We start from the raw sequence: 20,885 nt of genomic DNA on the forward strand, positions 1-20,885 counted from the left end.
CACAGGGCGAGGGAGCGGGCATGGTCTCCGTACAAATGACGCCGGTGCCGCGCAGCGCGGTCGTCGCCTACCGGGACGACGGCATGCTGTCCCGGGCGATGGGCGCGCTGGTCGCGGGCCAGCTCCCGCCGCTGCCGCCTGCGGTCGCGGGGGCCTTCGTGACCGGGGTGCTGCTGCTCGTCGGCATCGCGGGCACCGACGGCCTGGCCGTCTTCGCCCCCGCGGTCGCCCTGCTGCTCGCCGGTCCGGGCAGCTCCCACCGGCACGACGGACGGCTCGACTGGCTGGTCCCGCCGATCCTGCGGCTCACCGAGTACGGCTTCGTGGCCAGCGTCGGCTTCGCGCACGACGTCCCGCCGCTGCTGACCTTCGCACTGCTCGGCGCGGTGGTGTTCCACCACTACGACACCGTGTACCGGGTGCGGCAGCACGTGTACCCGCCGCCCTGGCTGCCGGTGGCCGGCCTCGGCTGGGACGGCCGGATGCTCGCCGTCGCGGTCGGCGGCGCTCTCGGCCTGGTCACCGGGATGTTCGCGCTGCTCTGCCTCTACCTGACGGGCCTCTTCTGCTGGGAGAGCGTGACCTGCTGGCTCGCGGCGCCGCGCTCGGGTGTCGAGGCGGCCGACCTCGGCGCCGGCGACTGACCCGGCGGCCACCGTCCGCGCCACATGAACCACGCGGATGAACGCCGCCGGGCGTACGGATTACCCGATCAGGGCACAAAGGCAACTAATCTTTGGGGTTACTGTCAGTCGATCGACCTCTAGGAGTGCACGTTGCTGGGAATGGTGCTGGCCGCCGGAGCCGGACGCCGCCTGCGGCCGTACACCGACACGCTGCCCAAGGCGCTCGTGCCGGTCGACGGCGAGACCACGATCCTCGACATCGCCCTGCGCAACCTCGCCGCGGTCGACCTGCGCGACGTCGTCATCATCGTCGGCTACCAGGCAGGGGCCGTCCATGAGCGCCAGGCGGACCTGGAGCGGCGGTACGGCGTGAAGCTGACCCTGGTGCACAACGACAAGGCCGAGGAGTGGAACAACGCCTACTCCCTGTGGTGCGCCCGCGACTACTTCGCGCAGGGCGCGTTGCTGGTCAACGGCGACACCGTGCACCCGGTCTCGGTCGAGGAGACCCTGCTGTCGGCGGAGGCCACCAGCGACATCCTCCTCGCGGTCGACGACGTGAAGGTCCTGGCCGACGAGGAGATGAAGGTCACCCTCGACGGTGGCAGCCTCAAGCGCATCACCAAGCTGATGGACCCGGCCGAGGCGTACGGCGAGTACATCGGCGCCACGCTGATCCGTCCCGGCGCGGCCGAGCGGCTGGCCGACGCGCTGCGCGCCACGTTCGAGCGCGACCCGCAGCTCTACTACGAGGACGGCTACCAGGAGATGGTCGGCCGGGGCGAGAAGATCTCGGTCGCTCCGATCGGCAAGGTCGACTGGGTCGAGGTGGACAACCACGACGACCTGGCCAAGGCGCGCGAGATCGCGTGCCGCTACTAGGCCGCGGCCCGGCGCGCGCCAGGTCACTCCCCGCTCCTTCATGTCGCGGGGGACGTGGACCCGCCGCCTCGCGACGCACCCCCCTGGACATCGCTCCGCCGGGCAGATCCCGCCCGGCGGCGCGTTAGCTCTCGTCGCCTAAGGAGATCCTCTTGCCGATTCTGGCCAGGATGCTCCCCGCCCCTCTGATCATGGAGGTACGGCGGGGCGCGATCGCCCAACTCGGTGCGCTGCTGTCCGACAGCCGGGTCGCCACCTCCGGCCGCGTCGCCGTCGCGGTCGGAGTGAGTCAGGGCGACAAGATCGCGGAGGTGATCGCACCGACCCTGGGAGAGGCCCAGGTCTTCCGGGTGGCCGACGGGTCGGTGGACGCCGCCGTCTCCCTCGGCGCCGACCTGCGGAAGGGGGCGTACGAGGCGGTCATCGGCATCGGTGGCGGCAAGACCATCGACGCGACCAAGTACGCCGCGTCCCTCGCTGGCATCCCGATGGTCGCGGTCGCCACCAACCTCTCGCACGACGGCATCTGCTCGCCCGTCGCCTCCCTGGTCCACGACGGGGGCAAGCCCTCGTTCGGCGTGCCGATGCCGCTGGCGATCATGGTGGACCTCGACTTCGTCCACGGCGCGCCGCCGGCCCTGGTCCGCGCGGGGGTGGGCGACGTCCTGAGCAACCTGTCCGCCATCGAGGACTGGCAGCTCGGCAACGCCGAGCGCGGCGAGCCCATCGACGGCGTCGCGGTCTCCATGGCCCGCACGGCCGCCGAGGCGGTGGTGGGCCGCTCCGACTCGATCGAGTCCGACGGATTCCTCACCGTCCTCGCCGAGTCGTTGATCCTCAGCGGGATGGCGATGGTCGTCGCCGGGTCGAGCCGTCCTTCGAGTGGCGGCGACCATGAGATCCTTCATGCCGTGGATCAGCTCTTTCCCGGAACGTCCAACCACGGCGAGATCGCCGGAGTGGGCGCGGCGTTCTGCTTCTTCCTGAGAGAGGACAGCCGGCGCCTCGATCAGATCACTGACTGCCTGAGACAGCACGCGCTGCCTGTCACGCCCGGCGACCTCGGCCTGACGGTCGACCAGTTCACCGACGCGGTGATGCTCGCGCCGTCGACCAGGCCCGGCAGATACACCATCCTCGAGCACCTCCGGCTGTCGGAGACCGAGGTCAAGACGAGGGTGGAGGGCTATGTCCGCGCCGTCGGTCGCTGAGCTGCGCGCGGTCGCGCAGCCGCAGACCACCATGGACCGTCGCAGCGGCGAGCACTGGGCCGGCCTGCTGTACATGCGGAAACTGTCCATCTACGCGACCTGGGTGCTGGCCAAGACCCCGATCTCGCCGAACCAGGTCACCGGCCTGATGATCGTGTGCGGTGTGCTCGCGGGCGCCGTGCTCGCGATCCCCGGGTTCTGGGCCGCCGTCGCCGCCGCGCTGTTGATCCAGGTCTACCTGCTGCTCGACTGCTCGGACGGGGAACTCGCCCGGTGGACCGGCCGTACCTCGATCGCCGGCGTCTACCTCGACCGGGTGGGCCACTACCTCGCCGAGGCGGCGCTGCTCATCGGCCTGGGCTTCCGTGCGTCGCAGGTGCTGCCCGACTGGTACACCGTGCTCGGCGTCGCGGCCGCGCTCGGCGCGATCCTGATCAAGGCGGAGACCGACCTGGTCGACGTCGCCCGGGCGCGCTCCGGCCTGACCGCCGCCACCGAGGCGTCCGCCGGGCACTTCCAGTCGCGCGGGCTCGGCGCGGCGCGGAAGGTGGCCGCGGCGCTGCGCTTCCACCGCGTCATCCAGGCGGTCGAGCTGTCCCTGATCGTGGTGGTGGCGGCGCTGCTCGACTTCTGGTTCCCGGCCACGCGGATCCTCACCGTCGCCTGCGCGGTGATCGCGGGTCTCCAGCTCGTGCTGCATCTCGTCAGCATCCTGGCGTCGCGGCGGCTCTCGTGACACCGGACTTCTCGACGTTTACGGAAGGGGGATCGAGGAACCGGGAGGCCGCCTGCCGCGTCCGAGTGTTTGGTGGGGCTTCGGTCACAGTTCCGATACCCTTGATGCGCAGTAAACCAGACAGGTTCGGGATGGTTCGGCCGTACAGACTCGGTGATCATGAAATCGTGTGCTCGCTGCCACGCGTCGAGGCGATGACGCGGTGAAGATTTCGTGCGTCATCCTCACCATGGGGAACAGGGTCGCCGAGCTGAACCGGGCGGTCGAGTCCGCCCTCACGCAGACCGACGGCGACGTCGAAGTGGTGATCGTCGGAAACGGCGCGGACGTGCCGGAGATCGCGGCCCGGCCGCGGCCCGGCTCCGGGGCGACGGTCAAGACCGTGCGGATCGGCCACAACGCGGGCATCCCCATGGGCCGCAACCGCGGTGTCCAGGAGTGCTCGGGCGACGTCGTGCTGTTCCTCGACGACGACGGATGGTACGCCGACGGCAAGCTGGTCGCGCACGTCCGCGAGCGCTTCGCCTCAGAGCCCGACCTCGCGGTGATCTCCTTCCGCGTGATGGACCCCGACGGCGGCTCGGTGCAGCGGCGGCACGTCCCCCGGCTCCGCGCCGGCGACCCCGAGCGCTCCTCGCCGGTGACCACGTTCCTCGGCGGCGCCTGCGCGATCAGGCGCTCGGCCTACCTCCAGGTCGGCGGGCTGCCGGAGCGCTTCTTCTACGCGCACGAGGAGACCGACCTGGCCTGGCGGCTGCTGGGCGAGGGCTACCGGATCGAGTACGACGCGCAGACCGTCATGTACCACCCGCTGGTGCTCCCGAGCCGGCACACCGACTTCTACCGGCTGAACGCCCGCAACCGGGTGTGGCTGGCGCGCAGGAACCTGCCCTGGTCGCTGGCCGTGCTGTACCTGGGCAACTGGATCGTCCTCACCCTGCTGCGGGAGCGGTCGTCGCCGGCGCTCAAAGCGTGGTTCCAGGGCTTCCGCGAGGGGCTGCGCGAGCCCGCCGGCGAGCGCCGGCCGATGGCCTGGCGCACGGCGTGGCGGATGCTCCGCCTCGGCCGCCCGCCGATCGTCTGAGCACATTGGACGCGATCGCCTGAACCCGGCTCCTCACGACCGGTTGAGATAGACGAGGACCGCGAGCACGCGGCGATGGTCCTCGTCGGATCCGGACAGGCCGAGCTTGGTGAGGATCGAGCTGACGTGGGTCTCGACCGTACGATCGGTGAGCCAGAGCCGCCGGGCGATCCCGACGTTCGTGCGGCCCTCGGCCATCAGGGCCAGCACCTCGCGCTCCCGGGCGGTCAGCGAGCGCAGGGGGTCGCTCGCCCGGTGCGCGCCGATGAGGCGGGAGACGACCTCGGGATCGAGGGCGGAGCCGCCGGCCGCCACCCGCCGGAGCGCGTCGAGGAAGTCGTCGACGTCGAGGACCCGGTCCTTGAGCAGGTAGCCGAACCGCCCGCTGGACACCAGCTCGACCGAGTGCCGGGACTCCACGTGCTGTGAGAGCAGGACGATCCCCAGCTCCGGATGGGCGGCGCGGATCCGCCGCGCCGCTCGTGCGCCGTCGTCGGTGAGATCGGGCGGCATCCGGATGTCGATGATCGCCAGATCCGGGGCCGTGGCGTCGACGGCGGCGACCAGGCCGGGGGCATCCTGGGCCTTGGCCACGACGTCGTACCCCGCATCCGCGAGCAGATGGGCCAGCCCCTCGCGGAACAGCGCCGAGTCCTCACCGATCACCACGCGCATGGCAGCACCGCCTCCACCAGGGTTCCGCCGCCGGCCGGGCTCGACAGCCGGAGCGTACCCCCGGCCGCCGTGACGCGGTCGGTCAGCCCCGCCAGCCCCGCGCCGGGGCGGATCACGGCCCCGCCCGGGCCGTCGTCGCTGATCCGTACGGTCACCCGGTCGCCCGCGCGGCTGACCTGGACGCCGATCGCGGCGGGCGCGGCGTGCTTGACCGCGTTCGTCATGGCCTCGCTCGCGACGTAGTACGCCGTCGTGGCGACGTCGTCGGGCAGGTCGCCGTCGGCGACGTCGAGCGTCACGGGCACCGGCGCCGTCCCGGCGAGCAGGGAGAGCGCGGCGCCGAGCCCGTCGTCAAGGCTGCTCGGGCGCAGGCCGTGCGCGATCTGCCGCAGCTCGGCGACGGCCGCGGCCAGTTCGGCGACCCACCGGTCCAGCAGGCCGTCGACGTCCACCGTGCCGTCGGAGAGGTGGCGCTGGGCGAGCCGCATCGCCATGCCGAGGGAGACCAGGCGCTGCTGGGCGCCGTCGTGCAGATCGCGTTCGAGCCGCCGCCGCTCCTCGTAGCCCGCGCGCAGCAGCCGGGCGCGGCCGGCCTCGGCCTCGTCGAGCGCCCGGCTGACCTCGATGCGCAGCCGTACCACCTCGACGAGCAGGGCGCTCGCGGACGCCACCTCGCGCAGCAGCTCCCGGCTGCCGGTCGCGCCGCGGACGATCGCGCCGATGTCGTGCCCGCCAAGCCGTACCGGGGCCACGTGGGCCGGGCCGGGGAGCAGCGGGTCGCCGGACGCGCCCACCAGGCCGGTCTCGCCGGGCAGCCGGTAGCCGACCCGCAGCTCGGGGTCGCGCAGCGCGCCGCGCAGCGTCTCCTCCAGCTGCTCGGGTTGCGCCTGGCCGGCGTGCGAACGGGCGCGAAGGTCCTCGACGGCGGCGAGGGCGGCCTGCCGCGCCGGGTAGAAGCGCCGGTCCACCCAGCGCCGGAGCCGTACGCGCAGCGGGGCCAGCGCGGCCGCGCACACCGCCGTCGCCGCCGCGGCCGCCACCGGCGAGGCACGGCCCGCGCCGAGGCCCACCACGAACGAGGCGGCGGTCGAGAAGGCCAGCAGGATCGCGGTCACCAGGCCGTACGTGACGGCGGCGCTGATCGCGCGGTCGACGTCGTAGAGGTCGTGCCGCAGCACGGCGATCGCGGTCGCCGCGGGGACCGTCAGGGCGGTCGCCGCCAGGCCGATCAGGACCAGGTCGGCGCCGCCGGTGAAGAGGTACCCGGCCCAGCACAGCAGCAGCGTCAGCGGCAGGACGGAGGCGCCGAGCGCGAGCCACTTGAGCTGCGCCCGCCGCACCGCGTCGGTCGCCCGCCGGTAGCGCAGCACCATCGCGGCCGCGGACGCGACCAGCAGCCCGAGGAAGACCGGCAGCAGCGCCATCCCGACGGCGTTCAGGAGCGACAGGTACGGCTCATCCACGCGCAGGAGGAGCGGCGTGTGCTGGAAGGGCGGCGGGTACGGATCGGGGTTGAACGCCGCGATCACCGTGAACAGCACCGAGACGGTGAGCAGCCCGGCAGCGGTCCAGCGCCGGCGCGGCCCGGTAAGGCGGCCGTCGGGGAAGACGAGCATGAGCAGCGCGGCCGGGACGTACAGGAACATCCAGTCGCCCTCGGACACGGCCGCGTACAGCTCGGTGAACGGCAGACCCGGCCGCCGGGCGACCGCCAGCGAGTACAGCTCGCCGACCCCGAGCCACATCGCGGTCGCGCCGACGAGCACGAGCAGCAGGCCGACCGCGCTGTTCGGCCGCCGCACCGCGACCACCACGCCGAGCACGAGGGAGGGCAGCGTGAACGCCGCGCCGATCAGGAACGCGGCGACAGCGTCCCCGCCGCCGGCGAGCCCGGCCAGCACCGCCCCGGCGCCCGCGAGCCCGCACACGCCGACCGCGGCGGCGTACGCGAGGGCGCGGGGAGACGGCACGTGCCAACGGTAGGCCCGGCGGACAGGGCCCGTGAATACGTGGCAGCACGGAGATCGGAACCCGGGCCGGCACGGGGCGAGCTCCCGGGACGGCACCGATCCGCGGGCCGGCGCGATGCGCGGACACTGCGGTCATGGAGAGATCCGTCCACCCAAGGAGGGTCGCGTGAACCGCTCCCGAACTCTCGTCGCCGGGCTGATCCTGTCCGGTCTGCTCGGCCTTGTCGACGTCGTGACGATGCCGTTCGGCGACGGCGAGCACCCGCCGTTCGCGGTGGCCGTCGCGGGCGCCGTCCTTGGGCTGCTCACCCTGGTCGGCGTCGTGCTCGCCTGGCGCGGCGGCCGGGCCGGCGCGGTGGTCGTGATCGTCACCAGGCTGCTGTCCGGGCTCGGCGCCGTCCCCGCGTTCTTCGCCGACGGCGTGCCGGGTCCCGTACGCGTCCTCGCCGGGCTCGGCGTCGTCCTGACCCTCGCCGGTGTCGCGCTGGTCGCTCCGGCGCTGCGCGCCCGCGCCTGATCACGTCTCAAGGAGAATCATGGAAACGTCCCTGCCCCCGTCTGAGCGGACCTCCGGCACGTCGCCGTCGGCGGAACCGCCGCGGCCCGGCATCGCGCCAGTCCTGGCCATGTTCACCGCGCCGTGGGCGCTGGCCGTCTCCAACGGCGCGTACGCGTGGGCCACCCGCGCCGGGGGAGGCGACAGCACCGGCGCGGAGTCGCTCGCCCTGTCGGAGGCCCATCCCGGCCTGATCCGCCTCAGCACCGTCGCCGCGCTGCTGGGGTGCCTGCTCATGGTCCCGGCGGTCGTCGGCGCCCGGGGGCTCCTCGTGGGCCGGGGCCGGAAACTCGGCTCGGTCGGCGCGCTGCTCATGGGCGCGGGGTACATCTGCTACTTCGGGATCGTCTTCGCCGGGAACGTCACGTTCGCCATGGTCGAGCACCCGGGGAACGCCGCGGATTACGCGGCCGTCATCGACGGCTTGCAGAGCGACCCGTCCACCCTGTGGGTGTTCCTCCTCTTCGTGCTCGGCAACCTGGTCGGGACGTTGCTGCTCGGGCTGGCCTTCCTCCGCGGCCGCGTGGTCCCGGTCTGGGCCGGCGCCGCGGTCATCGCCTGGCCCGTGCTGCACGTGGCCGGGCTCATCGTCGGCAGCGAATGGTTCGAGTTCGCGGGCGCGTGCCTGGAGGGGGTCGGCCTGGCCGTCGCCGGTACGCGCGTTCTGGCCGCCCGCCGATGAGGTCGTGGCGGGCCGTACGCCGAAACGGCGACGCGGCCGGTCACACGGCGACGGCGTCCTCGAAGGACATCGTCACGTGATCGGCGGTCGCCGTCATCAGAGCCTTGCCCGGCAGGCCGAGCTCGCTCAGCTCCTTGGCGATCGGGTGGTTTCCCAGCCTGATCAGCGCGCCGCCGGGCCGCGCCCGCACCCCGCTCCCGCGCGCCTTCCAGGGGATCCGCCGGGTGACCCCGTCCAGGTGGGAGTAGGCGTCCACCCCGGCCAGCCCGCCCGGCGGGAGCGGGAGGCCGGGGCGGATCAGCAGGTCGAGCACCAGCCGCCCGTCCCTGCGCAGCACGCACCGCTTGTACGGCGTGGCCAGCCGCAGGTCGATGTCGGCCCGCTCCTTCGGAAAGCCCCAGATGCGGCGGCCCGCCTCCAGCGTGAACCCCTGGTCGACCGGCAGCCAGTGGACGAAGGCGCCGGAGCCGGCCGCGCGGACGTCCTTCAGCCCCGCCAGCGGCCCCCGTCCCGGCGGGCGGCCCGAGCCGGGAGGCCGGATCAGGAACGCCATGCCGAACTCGTGATAGGCGTCCAGATCACCGTCGCGGTACTGCACGAACACCAGCGTGCAGGCGGCCTTGCCGGGCAGCACCTCGGTCACGTCCAGCCCGGAATACGCGATCACGGCACGGGCGGCGTCGGCTCGCACGAGGTAGGTGGCCGCGCCCACCGACGCGTCCCTGATCCGTACCGGCATGTCGATCCGGCGTCCCTGGATGAGATGGCTGCTCACGCATCCCAGTAGAACAAGCCCGGGTGCCCGGGCGGTAGCCGTTCGCGCGCTCGGGGCCTCATCGGCGTCCCGTACGGCCGGCCCGGGCTTCCGGTCAGGCGGTGAGGGCGTGCCCGCTGGGGCGGGCGGCGGGGTGCGGAGCCCGCGCCCAGCGTTCGAGCTGGGCCACGAACTCGGGGGCGCATACCGGCCAGTGGAACCGTTGCTGCGCCTCCGCGTGCCCCCGGGCGCCCATCGCGGCACGCGTCGCGGGATCGTCCCGGAGGGCGAGGACGGCCCGCACGGCCGCCTGCACGGTGTCCCCGGGATCGCGGCCCGCGGCACCCTCGGCCGGGAGGTCGGTGCCCGCGCCCGGGAACGGGACCAGGAGGCCGCAGCCGGTCCCGGTCACCAGCGAGGCCGCGCCCGGCAGGGGCGTGGTGATCACAGGGAGGCCGCGCGCCATGTACTCGATGACCCGCGCCGGCAGGGCGTCGCGGAAGCCGGGCACGTCGTGCGTCAGGGACAGCCCCGCCAGCGCCCCCTCGGCCATCCGCAGCGCGTGCGCGTTGGGCACGTGCCCGAACCAGTCGAGCAGGCCCTCCCGCTGGGCGTCCCGCAGCAGCGGCCGTACGCCGGCGTCGGCCTGCCCGATCACGTCGAGCCGGATCCCGTACGGCCGCAGGCGGCGGGCCAGCTCGATCATCTCGGCGGCGCCGCGGGCTCGCGAGACGCGACCGAGGTAGACGAGCCGGTCGTCACCGGTGGCGGGCGCGACGGCGGGGACGTCGGTGTGGTCGGGCACCACCGGGTGGCCGCCAGGGAAGCGGGCGCGCAGCGACTCGTCGGCGAGGATGAGGTGCAGGCGGCGCTCCGCCCGCCGCTCCAGCGCGCCGATCAGCCGGGGCAGCACCGGGCGCATCGGCCCGGGCAGGTACGCCTCACCTTCCAGCACCCCGCGCATGTCCTCGTGGACGTCCCAGACGGTCACCGGCCTGCGGCGGGGCAGCGCGAGCAGGAGGTCGACGTCGTGGACCAGGAGCAGGTCGGCGTCCCGGCAGCCCTTCGCCAGCGCGGCCCGCGCCGCCCGGAGCGCCTTGAGGCGCCGCGGGCCGACGGCCCGGGGGACGTCGACGGCGCGGATCTCCGGCGGTGGCGTCACGTTGCAGTGGGTGAACGGGGCGACGTAGGTGACCTGGTGCCCCGCGTCGAGCAGGGCCCGGATCTGGCGGTGCGCGATCCGGGCGTCCTCGGGGTGGTGGACGATCGTGCCGACACATACCCTCATGTGTCGACTCTGGGGTCTCATCCCGTCGCGCCCGGATGTGGCGCGTTAATCCATGCGGAACTACCGCTGAACTTCCGGCCGTGGCTCCACCGGTTTCCTGGGTTTGCGGTAGAGCCAGGTGAGGCGCGGCTCCAGCATCCACTTGAACAGGGTCCGGGTGATCGGCAGGCACAGGATGGTCGCCAGCACGAAGCTGCCGGTCAGGACGGTCAGCACGCCGAGGGGCCCGTTCAGCCACGAGACCTTCAGCCAGCCCATCTCCTTGCCGATCATCACCGGAACGCCGTGCAGCAGGTACGCGTAGAGCGTGCGCGTGCCGAGTTCGGAGAACCACATCTGGCGCCGCGGCACGAGGGCCATGACGCTGAAGCAGATCACGGTGACGCCCGCCAGGAACACCAGACGGAAGCCCATGCCGTACCACCACGTCATGTGCAGGTCGTGGTAGCTGGCGTTGAAGTACCAGAGGCTCAACTTGAGGCGCGGCGCGAGGATGTACACCGCGACCGCCCAGACCAGCAGGGTGACGCCGGCGGCGATTTTGACCCAGGCGCGCTGGAGCAGGTCGAAGTGCTCGGGCTTGAGCACCAGGCCCATCGCGAAGAAGGGCAGCAGGCCGAACACGCGGTCGATGCTGAAATCACCGCTGAGCTGGGACAGTCCGGAGATCAGGCAGACGATCGACGCGGTGAGCACCGGATATCTCATCCGTTTCCACACGGGCGTGGACAATCGCCAGAACAACAGGGCGATGAGATACCAGTTGAGCCAGTACGGATCGAGGATCGAGACGCTCCACTTGTGCCCGAAGGCGACGCGGAGGGCGGAGTAGCCGAACTGGACGATCACGTACGGCACGAGGAACGTGTCGACGAGCTTGTTCGTCTTCGCGTTCGAGTTCCAGAAGTTCTTCGACAGATAGCCACTGATCATCACGAACAGCGGCATGTGGAACGAGAACATGAAGATGTACAGCGCGCGGTTGGCGTCCGTGTCGACCGTCGGGCGGATCGCGTGCGAGGTCACCACGAGCGCGATCAGCAGGAACTTGACGTTGTCCAGGTACGGGTCGCGTCGCTTGGGGCGCGGAGCGGGCTCCTCTTCGAGCTCCTGCTCCTCCCACCCGGCCGGAGGCCGCGTCTCGCCGAATCCGGGCGCCGACCCGGGCCCGTACGGCGACGCCTGCTGGGGCGCCTGGGCCCACGCGGGCAGCGGGAGCGGCTCCGGAGCGGGTTCCGGGGCAGCGGGCGCGGGCGGCGCGGCGGCCGGAGGCTGCTCGGTGCCCGGTACGGCGAGGCCCTGTGGCACCTCGTGCCCGGCCCGGCGCCACGGGTCCCACGGGTCCGCGGGCAGCTCGGGCCACTGCTGGGCCGGGGGAGCCGCCGGCTCCGCCGGGACGGCCGGCATCGACTGCGTCGGCGCCTGTCCGTAGATGGCCGAGCCGCGGCGCTGACGCTGCGGCAGACGCTCGGTCGTGGGCGCGGGCGGCTCCGCGGCGACGGGCTCCTGCTCGGGCGCCGCGAAGGGGTCCTGAATCGGGGCGTCCGCGGGCGCGGCCAGATCCGGGGTGGGCGCGGGGTACGGGCGCTGGGCGGATCTGCCGAACCGGCTCTTCTCGGGCGGGGCGCCGCCGAACAGGCTCTGCTCGGGCGCGGCGGCCGGTCCGGCCGCGGGAGGTGTTCCCGCGTCCGCCGCGTGGCCGGTGGAGAAGTAGTCGAAGCCCTGGGAGGCCTGCTCGGGCGCTCCCGTCGCCTGCGCGGCGTCGGCCCTGGGCGAGCGCGGACGGCGCTTGGGCAGGGGCCGGTGCTCGGCGCCGAGGTCGGCGCCAAGATCGGCGCCAAGATCGGCGGAGGTCTCGGGGGCCGGGGCCGTGGCCGGGCTTTCGGCCGCGGATCCCTGAGACGCCGGCTTGGGCTCGGAGAACGAGCCGGCGGCCGAGGGCGCGGGCGACGCCTCGAAGGAGGGGGACGGAGCGGACTCTTCGGGCCGGACCGGCGCATCGGATCCGGACACTCCAGATCGTGCGGCGGGTGCCGACGCTCCGGATCCCGGGGCGGGCGTTCCCGCGAAGCCGTTTCCGGACGCGGACGGTCGGGTTCGGCCTCCGGAGGCTGAGCCTCCCGAGAGGCCGGCTTCCGGGGCGGGGGCCGCCGAGGCGCCCGTACCGGAGGCCGGAGAGCCTAAGCGCTCCGCGCCGGTCGCGAAGCCGGACGGACCCGCGGCACCCGGCTCAGGGGTGCCAGGGTGGGACGGCCTGCTGCCGGAAGGCGCCGCGGCCGGATTGCCGGACCTGGCCGAGCCGGAGGCGCCCGCCGGCCCGGCGGCGTGCGGCGAGCCCGCCGACCCGGTCGGGGACGCGGGCGCGGAGCCGAAGGACGCGAAGTGCCCGGTCGACGGCGGCTCCTGGGAGGCGCCGAAGTGGCCTCCCGTAGGCGTGGCCGCCCAGGGCTGCCGTGCGGGCGGCTCGGGCGCCGGGGCGTCCCCGGGCGTGCCGTCGCCGGGAGCGGCGGGCTGCGGCGGCCACTCGCCGGTGATGCGGCCGATCACTCCGGTGGGCGCGTCCTCGGAGGGATCGTGCGGTTCGCCCGGGTTCGCTCCCGGTACGTGAGGGGATGGGCGAGTGTCAGTCACGGGAGAAAACTCTCAAGGTTCGCCGAGCGGGGGCCGGTGGCTCATTCGAGACGGAGCCTGCGTCCAAGACGCTAGCGCGGACGTCCCGTGCGGTCAGGCGAACGTGGAAGCACGGAATGCGTCCGCTCCGCCCAACCTTAACGCAAGTCTCATGGATCACCCCTGTAACGGACATCAATAATCGCTGTGAGGGACTGACCTCAGCCCTTGCAGATGTCGGTCTCGGAGGTCACGGCGTCGTCGCCCACCTGCAGCGGGATCTTGACGCCCTTCCAGTCCGCGCCCACCACGAGCTGGATGATCGGGCCGGCGACCCGTCCGGGCTTGGCCGGTGTCTTTTCGGACGTGAAGGGGGTCACCGGGCCGGTCGCCAGCTTGCCGGTCTCGGGCTTGACCTCACCCTCCAGCTTGCCGCTGAGGATCTTGGCCTGGTCCCAGCCCTGACCGGCGTAGCGGATCATGGTCGTCGGCTGGTCGGTGCCGTCCGCCTTGCGGGCGTCACCCACGCCGACCACGCGGAAGCCCTCGGCGGCCAGCGCCTCAGCCACTTCCTTGGCCTTGCCACCCGTGTTGGTGCCGTTGAACACCTGGACCTTGACCTGCTCGGGCTTGGTCACCTTCGGAGCGGCGGGCGCGGTGCCACCGGAGGAGGTGGCGGCCGGGCTCGGGGAGGCGGTGACCTCCACGTCGCCCCGGATGCCGGCGAACAGATTGTTCGCGTCCGGCTGCTTCCACTGGACGCGGTTCTTGTCCAGGGTGTACGGCTCCCAGGGCACCTTGGTGCCCTTGAATCCCTTGGCGCTGAGCTTGGATGCGCTCATCGCGATCTGGATGAGCGCGTCGCCGTTGAGCTTGTTGTCCATCGTGACGGAGTCGGCCGTGGCGGCGATGAACTTCTGCAGCTTGGGCAAGTCGGTGAGCATTCCGCTGCTGGTGGCCTTCTTCACCACCTGGGAGATGAAGACCTGCTGGCGGTCGATCCGGTCGATGTCGCCGCCGTTGCCGAGGCCGTGCCGCGTGCGCACGTAGGCGAGCGCGGTCTCACCCTTGACGGTGTGCCTGCCCTTGCTCAGCACCAGCTTGGCCTGCTTGTCGTTGACGTCCTTCGGCAGGCAGATCTCGATGCCGCCCAGGGCGTTCACGATGTTCTTGAAGCCGGTGAAGTCGACCTTCACGTAGTGGTCGATGGGGATCTGGGTGAGCGACTCGATGGTGCGGCGGGTGCAGATCATGCCGCCGGACGAGAACGCCGAGTTGATCATGCCCAGGTGCTGTCCGACGACGGCCTTGGTCCTGACGTCGCGGCACTCGGGGATCAGGACCATGGAGTCGCGGGGGAAGCTGACCAGGGTCGCGCCGTCCCGGTTCGGGGCGATGTGCAGCAGCATGATCGTGTCGGTGCGCTCGCCGTCGCCCTGCATGTGCTGGCCGTACTTCTTGTTGTCGCCGGCCCGGGAATCGGACCCGACGAGCAGCACGTTGATGGCGCCGGTCTCGTTCTTCGGGCGGTTCTTGTCCAGGTCGTCGTCTGATTGGCCGACATGGATCATGCCGAACGTGTCCCGGTAGAGCTTGTATCCGGTGAGCGTGCCCGCGACCAGGACGGTGGTCATCGCGATGCTGGTCCAGCCCAGCACGCCGAGGCCGCGCTTGGCGTCGCCCGAGTCGCGGCGGCGCGAGCCCGGACCGCCCGGACCGCCGCCGGGGGGACCGCCGGGACGGCCGCCGTCGCCCCGCCCCCGGCGTGATCCCCGCCGGGCGTCGTCGTCGTGCGGGTCGTCCCCGCCCATCTCGTGGTGCTCGTCGCGCCGGCCGCCGCGCTTGGCGCGACCCCGGCCGCCGTCCGGCTCGCCCCCGGCACCCTCGTCGGTGGCGTCGGCGGCGTCATCGTCGTCGCCGGACCTGCGGCGCCCCCAGAGCTTGCGGCGCGGTTCGTCGTCGGGCTCGTCCCAGGGGTCGACGTTGGAACGCCGTCCCCAGCGCCGCTTCGGCGGGTCGTCGAGGTAGTCGTCGTCGGGCTCGCGCTCACCCCACGGGCCGCGCTCGGGCTCGTCGTACTCGTCCTGCCGGAACCCCTGGTCCTGATATCCCTGGCCCTGGTGGGCCCGGTCCTGGTAACCGGGTTCCTGGTACCCCTGATCGCGATATCCGGGGGCGCCGTATCCCTGGTCCTGGTGCTCATCGGTCCTGCCGCCACCCCCGCGACGGCCGCGCGGCGCGTTGTGGGCGTCCTGGGCGTAGGCGTCGCGAGGGGAGTCCTGATACCCCTCCTGCCGGGAGGGGCGGCCGTCGCGCCCGCGCGGGCCGCCGGGCTGGTCCCGCCGGTCGGGGCGGCCCTGCCGATCCCCCTGGCCGTAGTGCGGTCCCGTGTCCTCGCGTGCCCAGACCCGCTGGTCGTTCCCCGGCGTACCCGGAGGCTGGCGGCGGTCGCTCATGCGCTCCTCCTCGATGCGAGGCGCGCCGGATGTGTGGGCGAACAGCTGGGCCGACTACTGCTCCGCACGCACACGTTTTCCTCCTCGCTTTACGGCCATTTGACCGAGAGCATGACAGCTCTTCGCCGAAGGCTAGGCCACGCACGCGTGAACGAACGGGTAGATCGCTGATTTGGGACGTGACCTGTCTTTTGCTTCGACCGGGGTGATCCAGCGCGAAGCATACTCAAACATAGATATTTCGGGGTATGCCAAATACTTGATGATTGTCGGACTCTCAGGAATCTTCCAGGTCAGCGCGGAGGTCGCCCGAGAGCGTGGCCGGAGCCCGCGTCGATCAGCCGTCCACAGCGGTCGGCAGACGCCGGACCATGGGGGTCGCGCGGCTCCGTAGGGCGCCGGTCAGGGCCGGTCAGGGCGGTCAGAGCGGGTTAGCTTCGTACGGCTCCGGTCAGCGCCGGGAGCGCGGGCGCAGGGCGAGCGCGGCGGCGAGGAACGCCAGCGGGGTCGCCGGAAGGACGTACCGGTAGTCGAACTCGGCCGTGGCGGCGGGGATGAGCAACAGCGACACCGCGACCGCCCACGGCACCGCCCAGGCCAGCCGCCACCCGTCACCCGTACGGGACGCCGACCCGCGGGAGGCGGTCAGCCGGCGGGCCCACCGTGCGGCGGCCGCCAGCGGCGGGAAGAGGAGGACGGGCAGCAGCAGCAGGCCCGGCAGGAACACCACGCTCTGGTAGGCCCGCATCACCCCGGCGAACGGCTCGACGACCCGGGTGGAGATCGGGCCCCGCTGGTAGAGCTCGGCGAATCGGGTGCCGACGACCGCGGGATGGCGTCCGGGCGGAGCGGGGGTCTTCGAGGGGAACTCGTAATACCTGTAGACCTCGAGGTCGGGATAGACCGGGCGGCCCCACACGAACGTCCGGGCGAACTCGTCCACCGTGGTGGACACGTAGTCGAGCGGCTGGCTGCGGATGGCCAGCCACGCGAACCGGCCGGCCAGCGCGTCGGTCTCGCTGAGGAACGTGATGCCGGGCAGCCGGACCAGCGGCGAGTCCGGGTCCCAGACGTAGTCCTGCGGCGGCGGCCTGCGGGCCGGAGGCCGGTCGTCGCACAGGACGGCCAGGTCGGCCGGGGGCCGCATGACCCGGCAGTCCGCGAAGGACATGGTCCGCGCGTACAGGAAGGCGCCGTTCGACCCGACCAGCCCCACCCGGTGATGGGCCGCCCAGAACCAGCCCGCGTAGGCGGCGACGGGGACCAGCGCCGCGGCGAGGAACGCCCCGACGACCCGCCAGGGAAGCCCGCGCCGTGACCCTTGGGCCGCGCCCGCCTGGCCGGTCGCGTCGTCCGCGGCGGCCTTCCCGGCGGCGCGCGAGCCGTACCAGAGCAGGAGGACCGCGAAGGCGGCGATCAGCGGGAGGCCCACCGTCCTCGTCAGCGTCGCCGCGGCCAGGAGGAGGCCGGTGGCGACGGCCGTTCGCCAGGTCAGGGGGCGCAGCGCCACGAAGACCGCGGCCACGAGCAGGAACGTGAACAGCGCGTCGGAGACCAGCAGGTGCTCAAGCTGCACCTGGTACGCGTCGAGCAGGACGGGTGCGGAGGCGAGCGCGCCGGCCCAGAGCGGCCTGCGGCGGCGGATCACCGCCAGATAGATCATCGCGCCGGTCAGCAGGCCGAGCACGTGCTGGGTGAGCACCACGAACCCGAAGTCGTGCAGGGGCTCCAGCAGCCGCAGGAACATCGAGTAGCCCGCCGGGCGCACCAGATCGGGCTTCGGCCGCATCGCCGTCACGACGTAGCTGTAGGAGTCCGGGAACCACAGCGCGGGCCGGTACCCGAGCATGGTCACGACCCGGAGGGCGGCGCCGAGTCCAAGCACCCCCAGGAACCACCTGTGGCGGCGAGCCCAAGGCGCGATGCGCCGCAACCACGACACCTGACTCCCCGTCCCCCCGGCGTTCCCCGTCCCCCGCGTTCTTCCCGGCGTACGCTACCCCGCCGCGGTGACAGTTCGAGCGCCGCGAGAGTCCGGGCGCGGTCGGGGGCAGGCGCGTGGGCCGATCATCCGCGGCGGGCCGTTACGCTCGGCTCATCCCGACAAAACGGTTCGGCCGGCTCCGGCCGCGAACGACATTGCCGTCGGCGGGCCGGGTGCTCGCCGTCGGTTCCGCCGTGCCCGCGCTCGCGCTCGCCGGATGGCTGCTCGCGGGCCTGCCGTTGCTGCTGCTCGGCTGGTTCCGGCCGCTGCCCATGGCGCTGCTCGGCGGCGGCGCGGCCCTCCTCCTGTGCGTCCTCGGCCTGCGCCGCCTCCCGGAGAGCGTGCCCGCCCTTGGACGGCACACCGCCGCCGTGGCGGGCATCGCCGTCGCGTCCGGACTGTTCAACGGGTTCCTGCGCTCCGAGCAGATCTTCGTGCGGCGCGACCCCGCGACGTACGCGCAGTACGCGATCTGGCTGGCCCGGCACGGGTCGCTGCCCATCCCGTACGGCCAGGCCGACTTCGGCGGCCTCGACCCCGCGCTGCGCTTCGACAGTGTGGGGTTCTACGACTTCCACGGCGCGGTCGTGCCCCAGTTCATGCCGGGGCCGCCCATGCTGGACGCGATCGGCTACTGGCTCGGCGGGGTGCCCGGGCTCCTGCTGGTCCCGCCGGTGCTGGGCGCGCTGGCGGTGCTTGTCGTCGCCGGGACCACCGCCCGCCTGGCCGGTGCCCGCTGGGCGCCGCTCGCGGCCCTGGTCTTCGCGGTCAGCCTGCCCATTCTCTACACGTCGCGGACGACGTTCAGCGAGATCCCCTCCCTGATCCTGCTGTTCGGCGGCATGACGCTGCTGCTCGACGCCCGCCACCGGCTCCGGGTGGGGGACGGCGCCCGCACCGCCGCGGCGCTGGCCGGGCTCGTCTTCGGCCTCGCCCTGCTCGTACGGATCGACGGCCTGCGTGACGTGCTCCCCGTCCTGGCGTACGCGGGGGTGCTGATCGCGCTGCGCCGCATCTCCTGGCCGCCCGCGCCGGCGGGCGCGGAGACGGCGCGGCGGTTCCCGGACGGGCGGCTGGGCGTGCCGCTCCTCGCGGGGCTCGGGGTGGGCGGATTCTGCGGCTTCGCCGCCTGCTACCTGCTGGCCCGGCCCTATCTGAACTACCTCTCGGGGTCGCTGCTGCCGCTGCTCGCGATCTGCGCCGCCGTCGTCGTGGTCACCGCCGCGGGCGCGGTCTTCGCGCCGAGGATCGCCGTCCGGCTCGCCGCCCGCCGGGCCCGCCCCGGACGTACCGATCATCCGGAACGGCCCGGCCGGCCGGAGCGGGGCGATCAGCCGGGACGGTCCGGGCTCTCCCGCCTGCCGCGGCTGCCGGAGTTGTTCCGGGTGTCGGCGTTGCCGGGATGGGCCGCCGCGCTGGTCGTGCTCGTCATGGCGGGCTTCGCCGTACGGCCCTGGGTGCAGATCGTGCGGCGCGTGGCGGTGACATGGGAGGACAAGCTCAACGCCGACTTCATCGAGAAGACCCAGATGGCCAACCGTCTCCCGGTGGACGGCACCCGGCTCTACTACGAGGACTCCCTTTACTGGGTCATCTGGTACGTCGGGCTTCCGGTGGTCGTGCTGGCCACGCTCGCCGCCGCGGTCCTCGCGCGGCGCCTCGCCAGGGGGAGGGGCCTGGAGTGGCTGCTCCCGCTCGCGATCGTCGGCTGGACGACCGTGACGACCCTGTGGCGTCCCGCGATCACGCCGGACCACCCGTTCGCAGCGCGGCGGCTGGTGCCGGTCGTGATCCCCGGACTGATCCTGCTCGCGGTCTGGGGGCTGCGCTGGGGGCGCGACCGCCTCCACCGCGCGGGACGCGGCACCCGCCTCACCATGGTCGCCGGAGCGCTCCTGTTCGTGGTTCCCCCCGCCGTCACCTCGATCGGGACCGCGTTCTCGCCCGTCGAGCGGGGCGAGGCGGACGGCATCGCCCGCATGTGCGCGGCGATCCCGCGCGACGCGTCCGTGCTGATCATCGAGCGGGTCACCGGAGACAGGTTCACCCAGGTGATTCGCGGACAGTGCGGTGTCCCCACCGCGCGGGTCAAGAACCTCGAGGGGGCGAGCGTCGCCCTGGCACTCGACGTGCGCAGGGTGATCGGGAAGGTGCGGGCCACCGGCCGCCGGCCCGTGCTGCTCGCCGCCGAGCAGGCCCAGCTCACGCGGTACGGCACGGCCACCCAGGTGCTGGGGCTACGGACGAGCCAGGACGAGCGCTCCCTCGTGGGCCCGCCGGACGCCGTCTGGAGCCTCGGATCCGACGTCTGGATGACCGTCCCCCAGGAGCCGCGTTAGTCCCGCCGTGCCTTGAGGGTTAGTGGGGAGAAAGCCGTACGAGATCCCCATGTGGGGCAGGGAGGTGGCCGCGGCAGAGTACCCTTTGCCGACGTGAGCACGCCCGATACCTCTGGAAGCGCCGTGATCCCCGCCGACACCCCATACGTGACGATCGTCCTGCCCTGCTACAACGAGCAGGACCACGTGATCGACGAGGTCGAGCGCATCTGCGCCGCCATGGACTCCAGCGGCTACACGTACGAGCTGCTCGCCGTCGACGACTGCTCGACCGACGAGACGCTGGCCCGGCTCCGGGAGGCCGCGCCGCGGTTCCCGCACATGCGGATCAAGGCGTTCCACCGCAACGGCGGATCCGGCACGGTGCGCCGGATCGGTTCCCAGGAGGCGCGCGGCGAGATCGTCGTGTGGACCGACGCCGACATGACGTACCCCAACGAGCGCATCCCCGAGCTGGTCGGCATCCTGGACAAGGACCCGACCGTCGACCAGGTCGTCGGCGCGCGGACCACCGAGGAGGGCTCGCACAAGTTCCTGCGGGTGCCGGCCAAGTGGTTCATCCGCAAGGTCGCCGAACAACTGGCCGGGCAGAAGATCCCCGACCTGAACTCCGGCCTGCGGGCGTTCCGCAAGTCGGTTGCCAAGCCGTACCTGCGGCTGCTGCCGCCCGGGTTCTCCTGCGTCACGACGATCACGCTGGCGTTCCTGTCGAACCAGCACGACGTCTACTACCTGCCCATCGAGTACGCCAAGCGGGCCGGCAAGTCGAAGTTCGGCTTCGTCTCGGACGCCTACCGGTACATCCTCCAGGTGCTCCGGATGATCATGTACTTCAACCCGCTGAAGGTCCTGATGCCGCCCGCGCTGTGGCTGGTCGGCATCGGCCTGGTCAAGAGCCTGTTTGACGTGGTGAAGTACGGCTTCAGTTTCTACTTCACCAGCAACACGATCCTGATCCTCGTCTCGGGCCTGCTGATCGGGTCGCTGGCGCTGCTCGCCGACCTGATCGTCCGCTCCCGGTCCGAGTGACGG

The 20,885-nt window shown here is 72.5% G+C and carries 17 protein-coding genes; 10 read left to right on the forward strand and 7 right to left on the reverse strand.

Annotated elements, in window-relative coordinates:
- Positions 1–20 precede the first annotated feature (20 nt).
- From ACQP1V_RS07935 to ACQP1V_RS07955, 5 genes are all read left to right on the forward strand, one after another.
- Complete coding sequence (locus tag ACQP1V_RS07935; protein ID WP_433420377.1) at positions 21–644, forward strand: DUF5941 domain-containing protein; 624 nt, start codon at positions 21–23, stop codon at positions 642–644.
- A 132-nt stretch (positions 645–776) separates the two neighbouring features.
- On the forward strand, positions 777–1,508 hold the full coding sequence (locus ACQP1V_RS07940; protein WP_433353341.1) for a sugar phosphate nucleotidyltransferase: 732 nt from the start codon (positions 777–779) through the stop codon (positions 1,506–1,508).
- Positions 1,509–1,678: 170 nt separating this feature from the next.
- Positions 1,679–2,719 (forward strand): iron-containing alcohol dehydrogenase family protein, encoded by a 1,041-nt coding sequence (locus ACQP1V_RS07945; RefSeq protein ID WP_433425777.1) that lies wholly within the window; start codon positions 1,679–1,681, stop codon positions 2,717–2,719.
- Positions 2,697–3,455, forward strand: a complete 759-nt coding sequence (locus tag ACQP1V_RS07950) for a CDP-alcohol phosphatidyltransferase family protein (protein ID WP_387408450.1) — start codon at positions 2,697–2,699, stop codon at positions 3,453–3,455. The genes ACQP1V_RS07945 and ACQP1V_RS07950 overlap by 23 nt, the downstream gene beginning before the upstream one ends.
- A 202-nt stretch (positions 3,456–3,657) precedes the next feature.
- Entirely contained in the window at positions 3,658–4,539 is an 882-nt protein-coding gene (locus ACQP1V_RS07955; RefSeq protein WP_387408451.1) for a glycosyltransferase family 2 protein, read from the forward strand.
- Positions 4,540–4,572: 33 nt separating this feature from the next.
- Here ACQP1V_RS07955 and ACQP1V_RS07960 read toward each other — a convergent pair whose 3' ends face one another.
- A complete protein-coding gene (locus ACQP1V_RS07960; RefSeq protein ID WP_433420381.1) occupies positions 4,573–5,214 on the reverse strand; it encodes a response regulator in 642 nt (213 codons plus the stop codon).
- On the reverse strand, positions 5,202–7,184 hold the full coding sequence (locus ACQP1V_RS07965; RefSeq protein ID WP_433420384.1) for a histidine kinase: 1,983 nt from the start codon (positions 7,182–7,184) through the stop codon (positions 5,202–5,204). Before ACQP1V_RS07965 ends, ACQP1V_RS07960 begins: the two co-directional genes overlap by 13 nt.
- 166 nt (positions 7,185–7,350) lie before the next feature.
- Between ACQP1V_RS07965 and ACQP1V_RS07970 the strand changes: the two genes are divergently transcribed.
- Together ACQP1V_RS07970 and ACQP1V_RS07975 are read left to right on the forward strand one after the other, a co-directional pair.
- Positions 7,351–7,701, forward strand: coding sequence for a hypothetical protein (locus ACQP1V_RS07970; RefSeq protein ID WP_387408454.1), 351 nt, complete (start codon positions 7,351–7,353; stop codon positions 7,699–7,701).
- A 19-nt stretch (positions 7,702–7,720) separates the two neighbouring features.
- Positions 7,721–8,422, forward strand: a complete 702-nt coding sequence (locus tag ACQP1V_RS07975) for a hypothetical protein (protein WP_433420387.1) — start codon at positions 7,721–7,723, stop codon at positions 8,420–8,422.
- A 40-nt stretch (positions 8,423–8,462) separates the two neighbouring features.
- Here ACQP1V_RS07975 and ACQP1V_RS07980 read toward each other — a convergent pair whose 3' ends face one another.
- The 3 genes from ACQP1V_RS07980 to ACQP1V_RS07990 form a co-directional block, all read right to left on the reverse strand.
- The gene (locus tag ACQP1V_RS07980; RefSeq protein ID WP_387408456.1) at positions 8,463–9,197 is read right to left on the reverse strand and encodes an acetoacetate decarboxylase family protein; all 735 of its coding nucleotides are present in this window, start codon (positions 9,195–9,197) and stop codon (positions 8,463–8,465) included.
- Positions 9,198–9,291: 94 nt separating this feature from the next.
- Positions 9,292–10,464 (reverse strand): glycosyltransferase family 4 protein, encoded by a 1,173-nt coding sequence (locus tag ACQP1V_RS07985; RefSeq protein ID WP_433420389.1) that lies wholly within the window; start codon positions 10,462–10,464, stop codon positions 9,292–9,294.
- Positions 10,465–10,524: 60 nt separating this feature from the next.
- Complete coding sequence (locus ACQP1V_RS07990; RefSeq protein ID WP_433420392.1) at positions 10,525–12,477, reverse strand: acyltransferase family protein; 1,953 nt, start codon at positions 12,475–12,477, stop codon at positions 10,525–10,527.
- A 223-nt stretch (positions 12,478–12,700) separates the two neighbouring features.
- On the opposite strand from ACQP1V_RS07990, the gene ACQP1V_RS07995 reads away from it, so the two are divergent.
- Complete coding sequence (locus ACQP1V_RS07995) at positions 12,701–13,072, forward strand: hypothetical protein (protein WP_433420394.1); 372 nt, start codon at positions 12,701–12,703, stop codon at positions 13,070–13,072.
- Positions 13,073–13,295: 223 nt separating this feature from the next.
- Here the strand turns inward: ACQP1V_RS07995 and ACQP1V_RS08000 are convergent, their stop codons facing one another.
- Both ACQP1V_RS08000 and ACQP1V_RS08005 read right to left on the reverse strand, forming a co-directional pair.
- On the reverse strand, positions 13,296–15,530 hold the full coding sequence (locus ACQP1V_RS08000) for an LCP family protein (RefSeq protein ID WP_433420397.1): 2,235 nt from the start codon (positions 15,528–15,530) through the stop codon (positions 13,296–13,298).
- Positions 15,531–15,981: 451 nt separating this feature from the next.
- On the reverse strand, positions 15,982–17,415 hold the full coding sequence (locus tag ACQP1V_RS08005; RefSeq protein ID WP_433420400.1) for a hypothetical protein: 1,434 nt from the start codon (positions 17,413–17,415) through the stop codon (positions 15,982–15,984).
- Between the two features lie 272 nt (positions 17,416–17,687).
- Here ACQP1V_RS08005 and ACQP1V_RS08010 point away from each other — a divergent pair, with 272 nt between their 5' ends.
- Both ACQP1V_RS08010 and ACQP1V_RS08015 read left to right on the forward strand, forming a co-directional pair.
- Entirely contained in the window at positions 17,688–19,853 is a 2,166-nt protein-coding gene (locus ACQP1V_RS08010; protein ID WP_433420403.1) for a hypothetical protein, read from the forward strand.
- Positions 19,854–19,946: 93 nt separating this feature from the next.
- Positions 19,947–20,882 (forward strand): glycosyltransferase family 2 protein, encoded by a 936-nt coding sequence (locus ACQP1V_RS08015; protein ID WP_433420406.1) that lies wholly within the window; start codon positions 19,947–19,949, stop codon positions 20,880–20,882.
- The last annotated feature ends 3 nt before the right edge of the window (positions 20,883–20,885 follow it).

The sequence above is a fragment of the Microtetraspora malaysiensis genome (assembly GCF_050947145.1).
GTDB classification, from domain to species: domain Bacteria; phylum Actinomycetota; class Actinomycetes; order Streptosporangiales; family Streptosporangiaceae; genus Microtetraspora_A; species Microtetraspora_A malaysiensis.

Excerpts from the sequence above, each read along its gene's own strand:
- ACQP1V_RS08000 (WP_433420397.1), bottom strand. The coding sequence starts at position 15,530 with ATGAGCGACCGCCGCCAGCCTCCGGGTACGCCGGGGAACGACCAGCGG.
- ACQP1V_RS07985 (WP_433420389.1), bottom strand. The coding sequence starts at position 10,464 with ATGAGGGTATGTGTCGGCACGATCGTCCACCACCCCGAGGACGCCCGG.
- ACQP1V_RS07960 (WP_433420381.1), bottom strand. The coding sequence starts at position 5,214 with ATGCGCGTGGTGATCGGTGAGGACTCGGCGCTGTTCCGCGAGGGGCTG.
- ACQP1V_RS07950 (WP_387408450.1), top strand. The coding sequence starts at position 2,697 with ATGTCCGCGCCGTCGGTCGCTGAGCTGCGCGCGGTCGCGCAGCCGCAG.
- ACQP1V_RS07935 (WP_433420377.1), top strand. The coding sequence starts at position 21 with ATGGTCTCCGTACAAATGACGCCGGTGCCGCGCAGCGCGGTCGTCGCC.
- ACQP1V_RS07975 (WP_433420387.1), top strand. The coding sequence starts at position 7,721 with ATGGAAACGTCCCTGCCCCCGTCTGAGCGGACCTCCGGCACGTCGCCG.
- ACQP1V_RS07945 (WP_433425777.1), top strand. The coding sequence starts at position 1,679 with ATGCTCCCCGCCCCTCTGATCATGGAGGTACGGCGGGGCGCGATCGCC.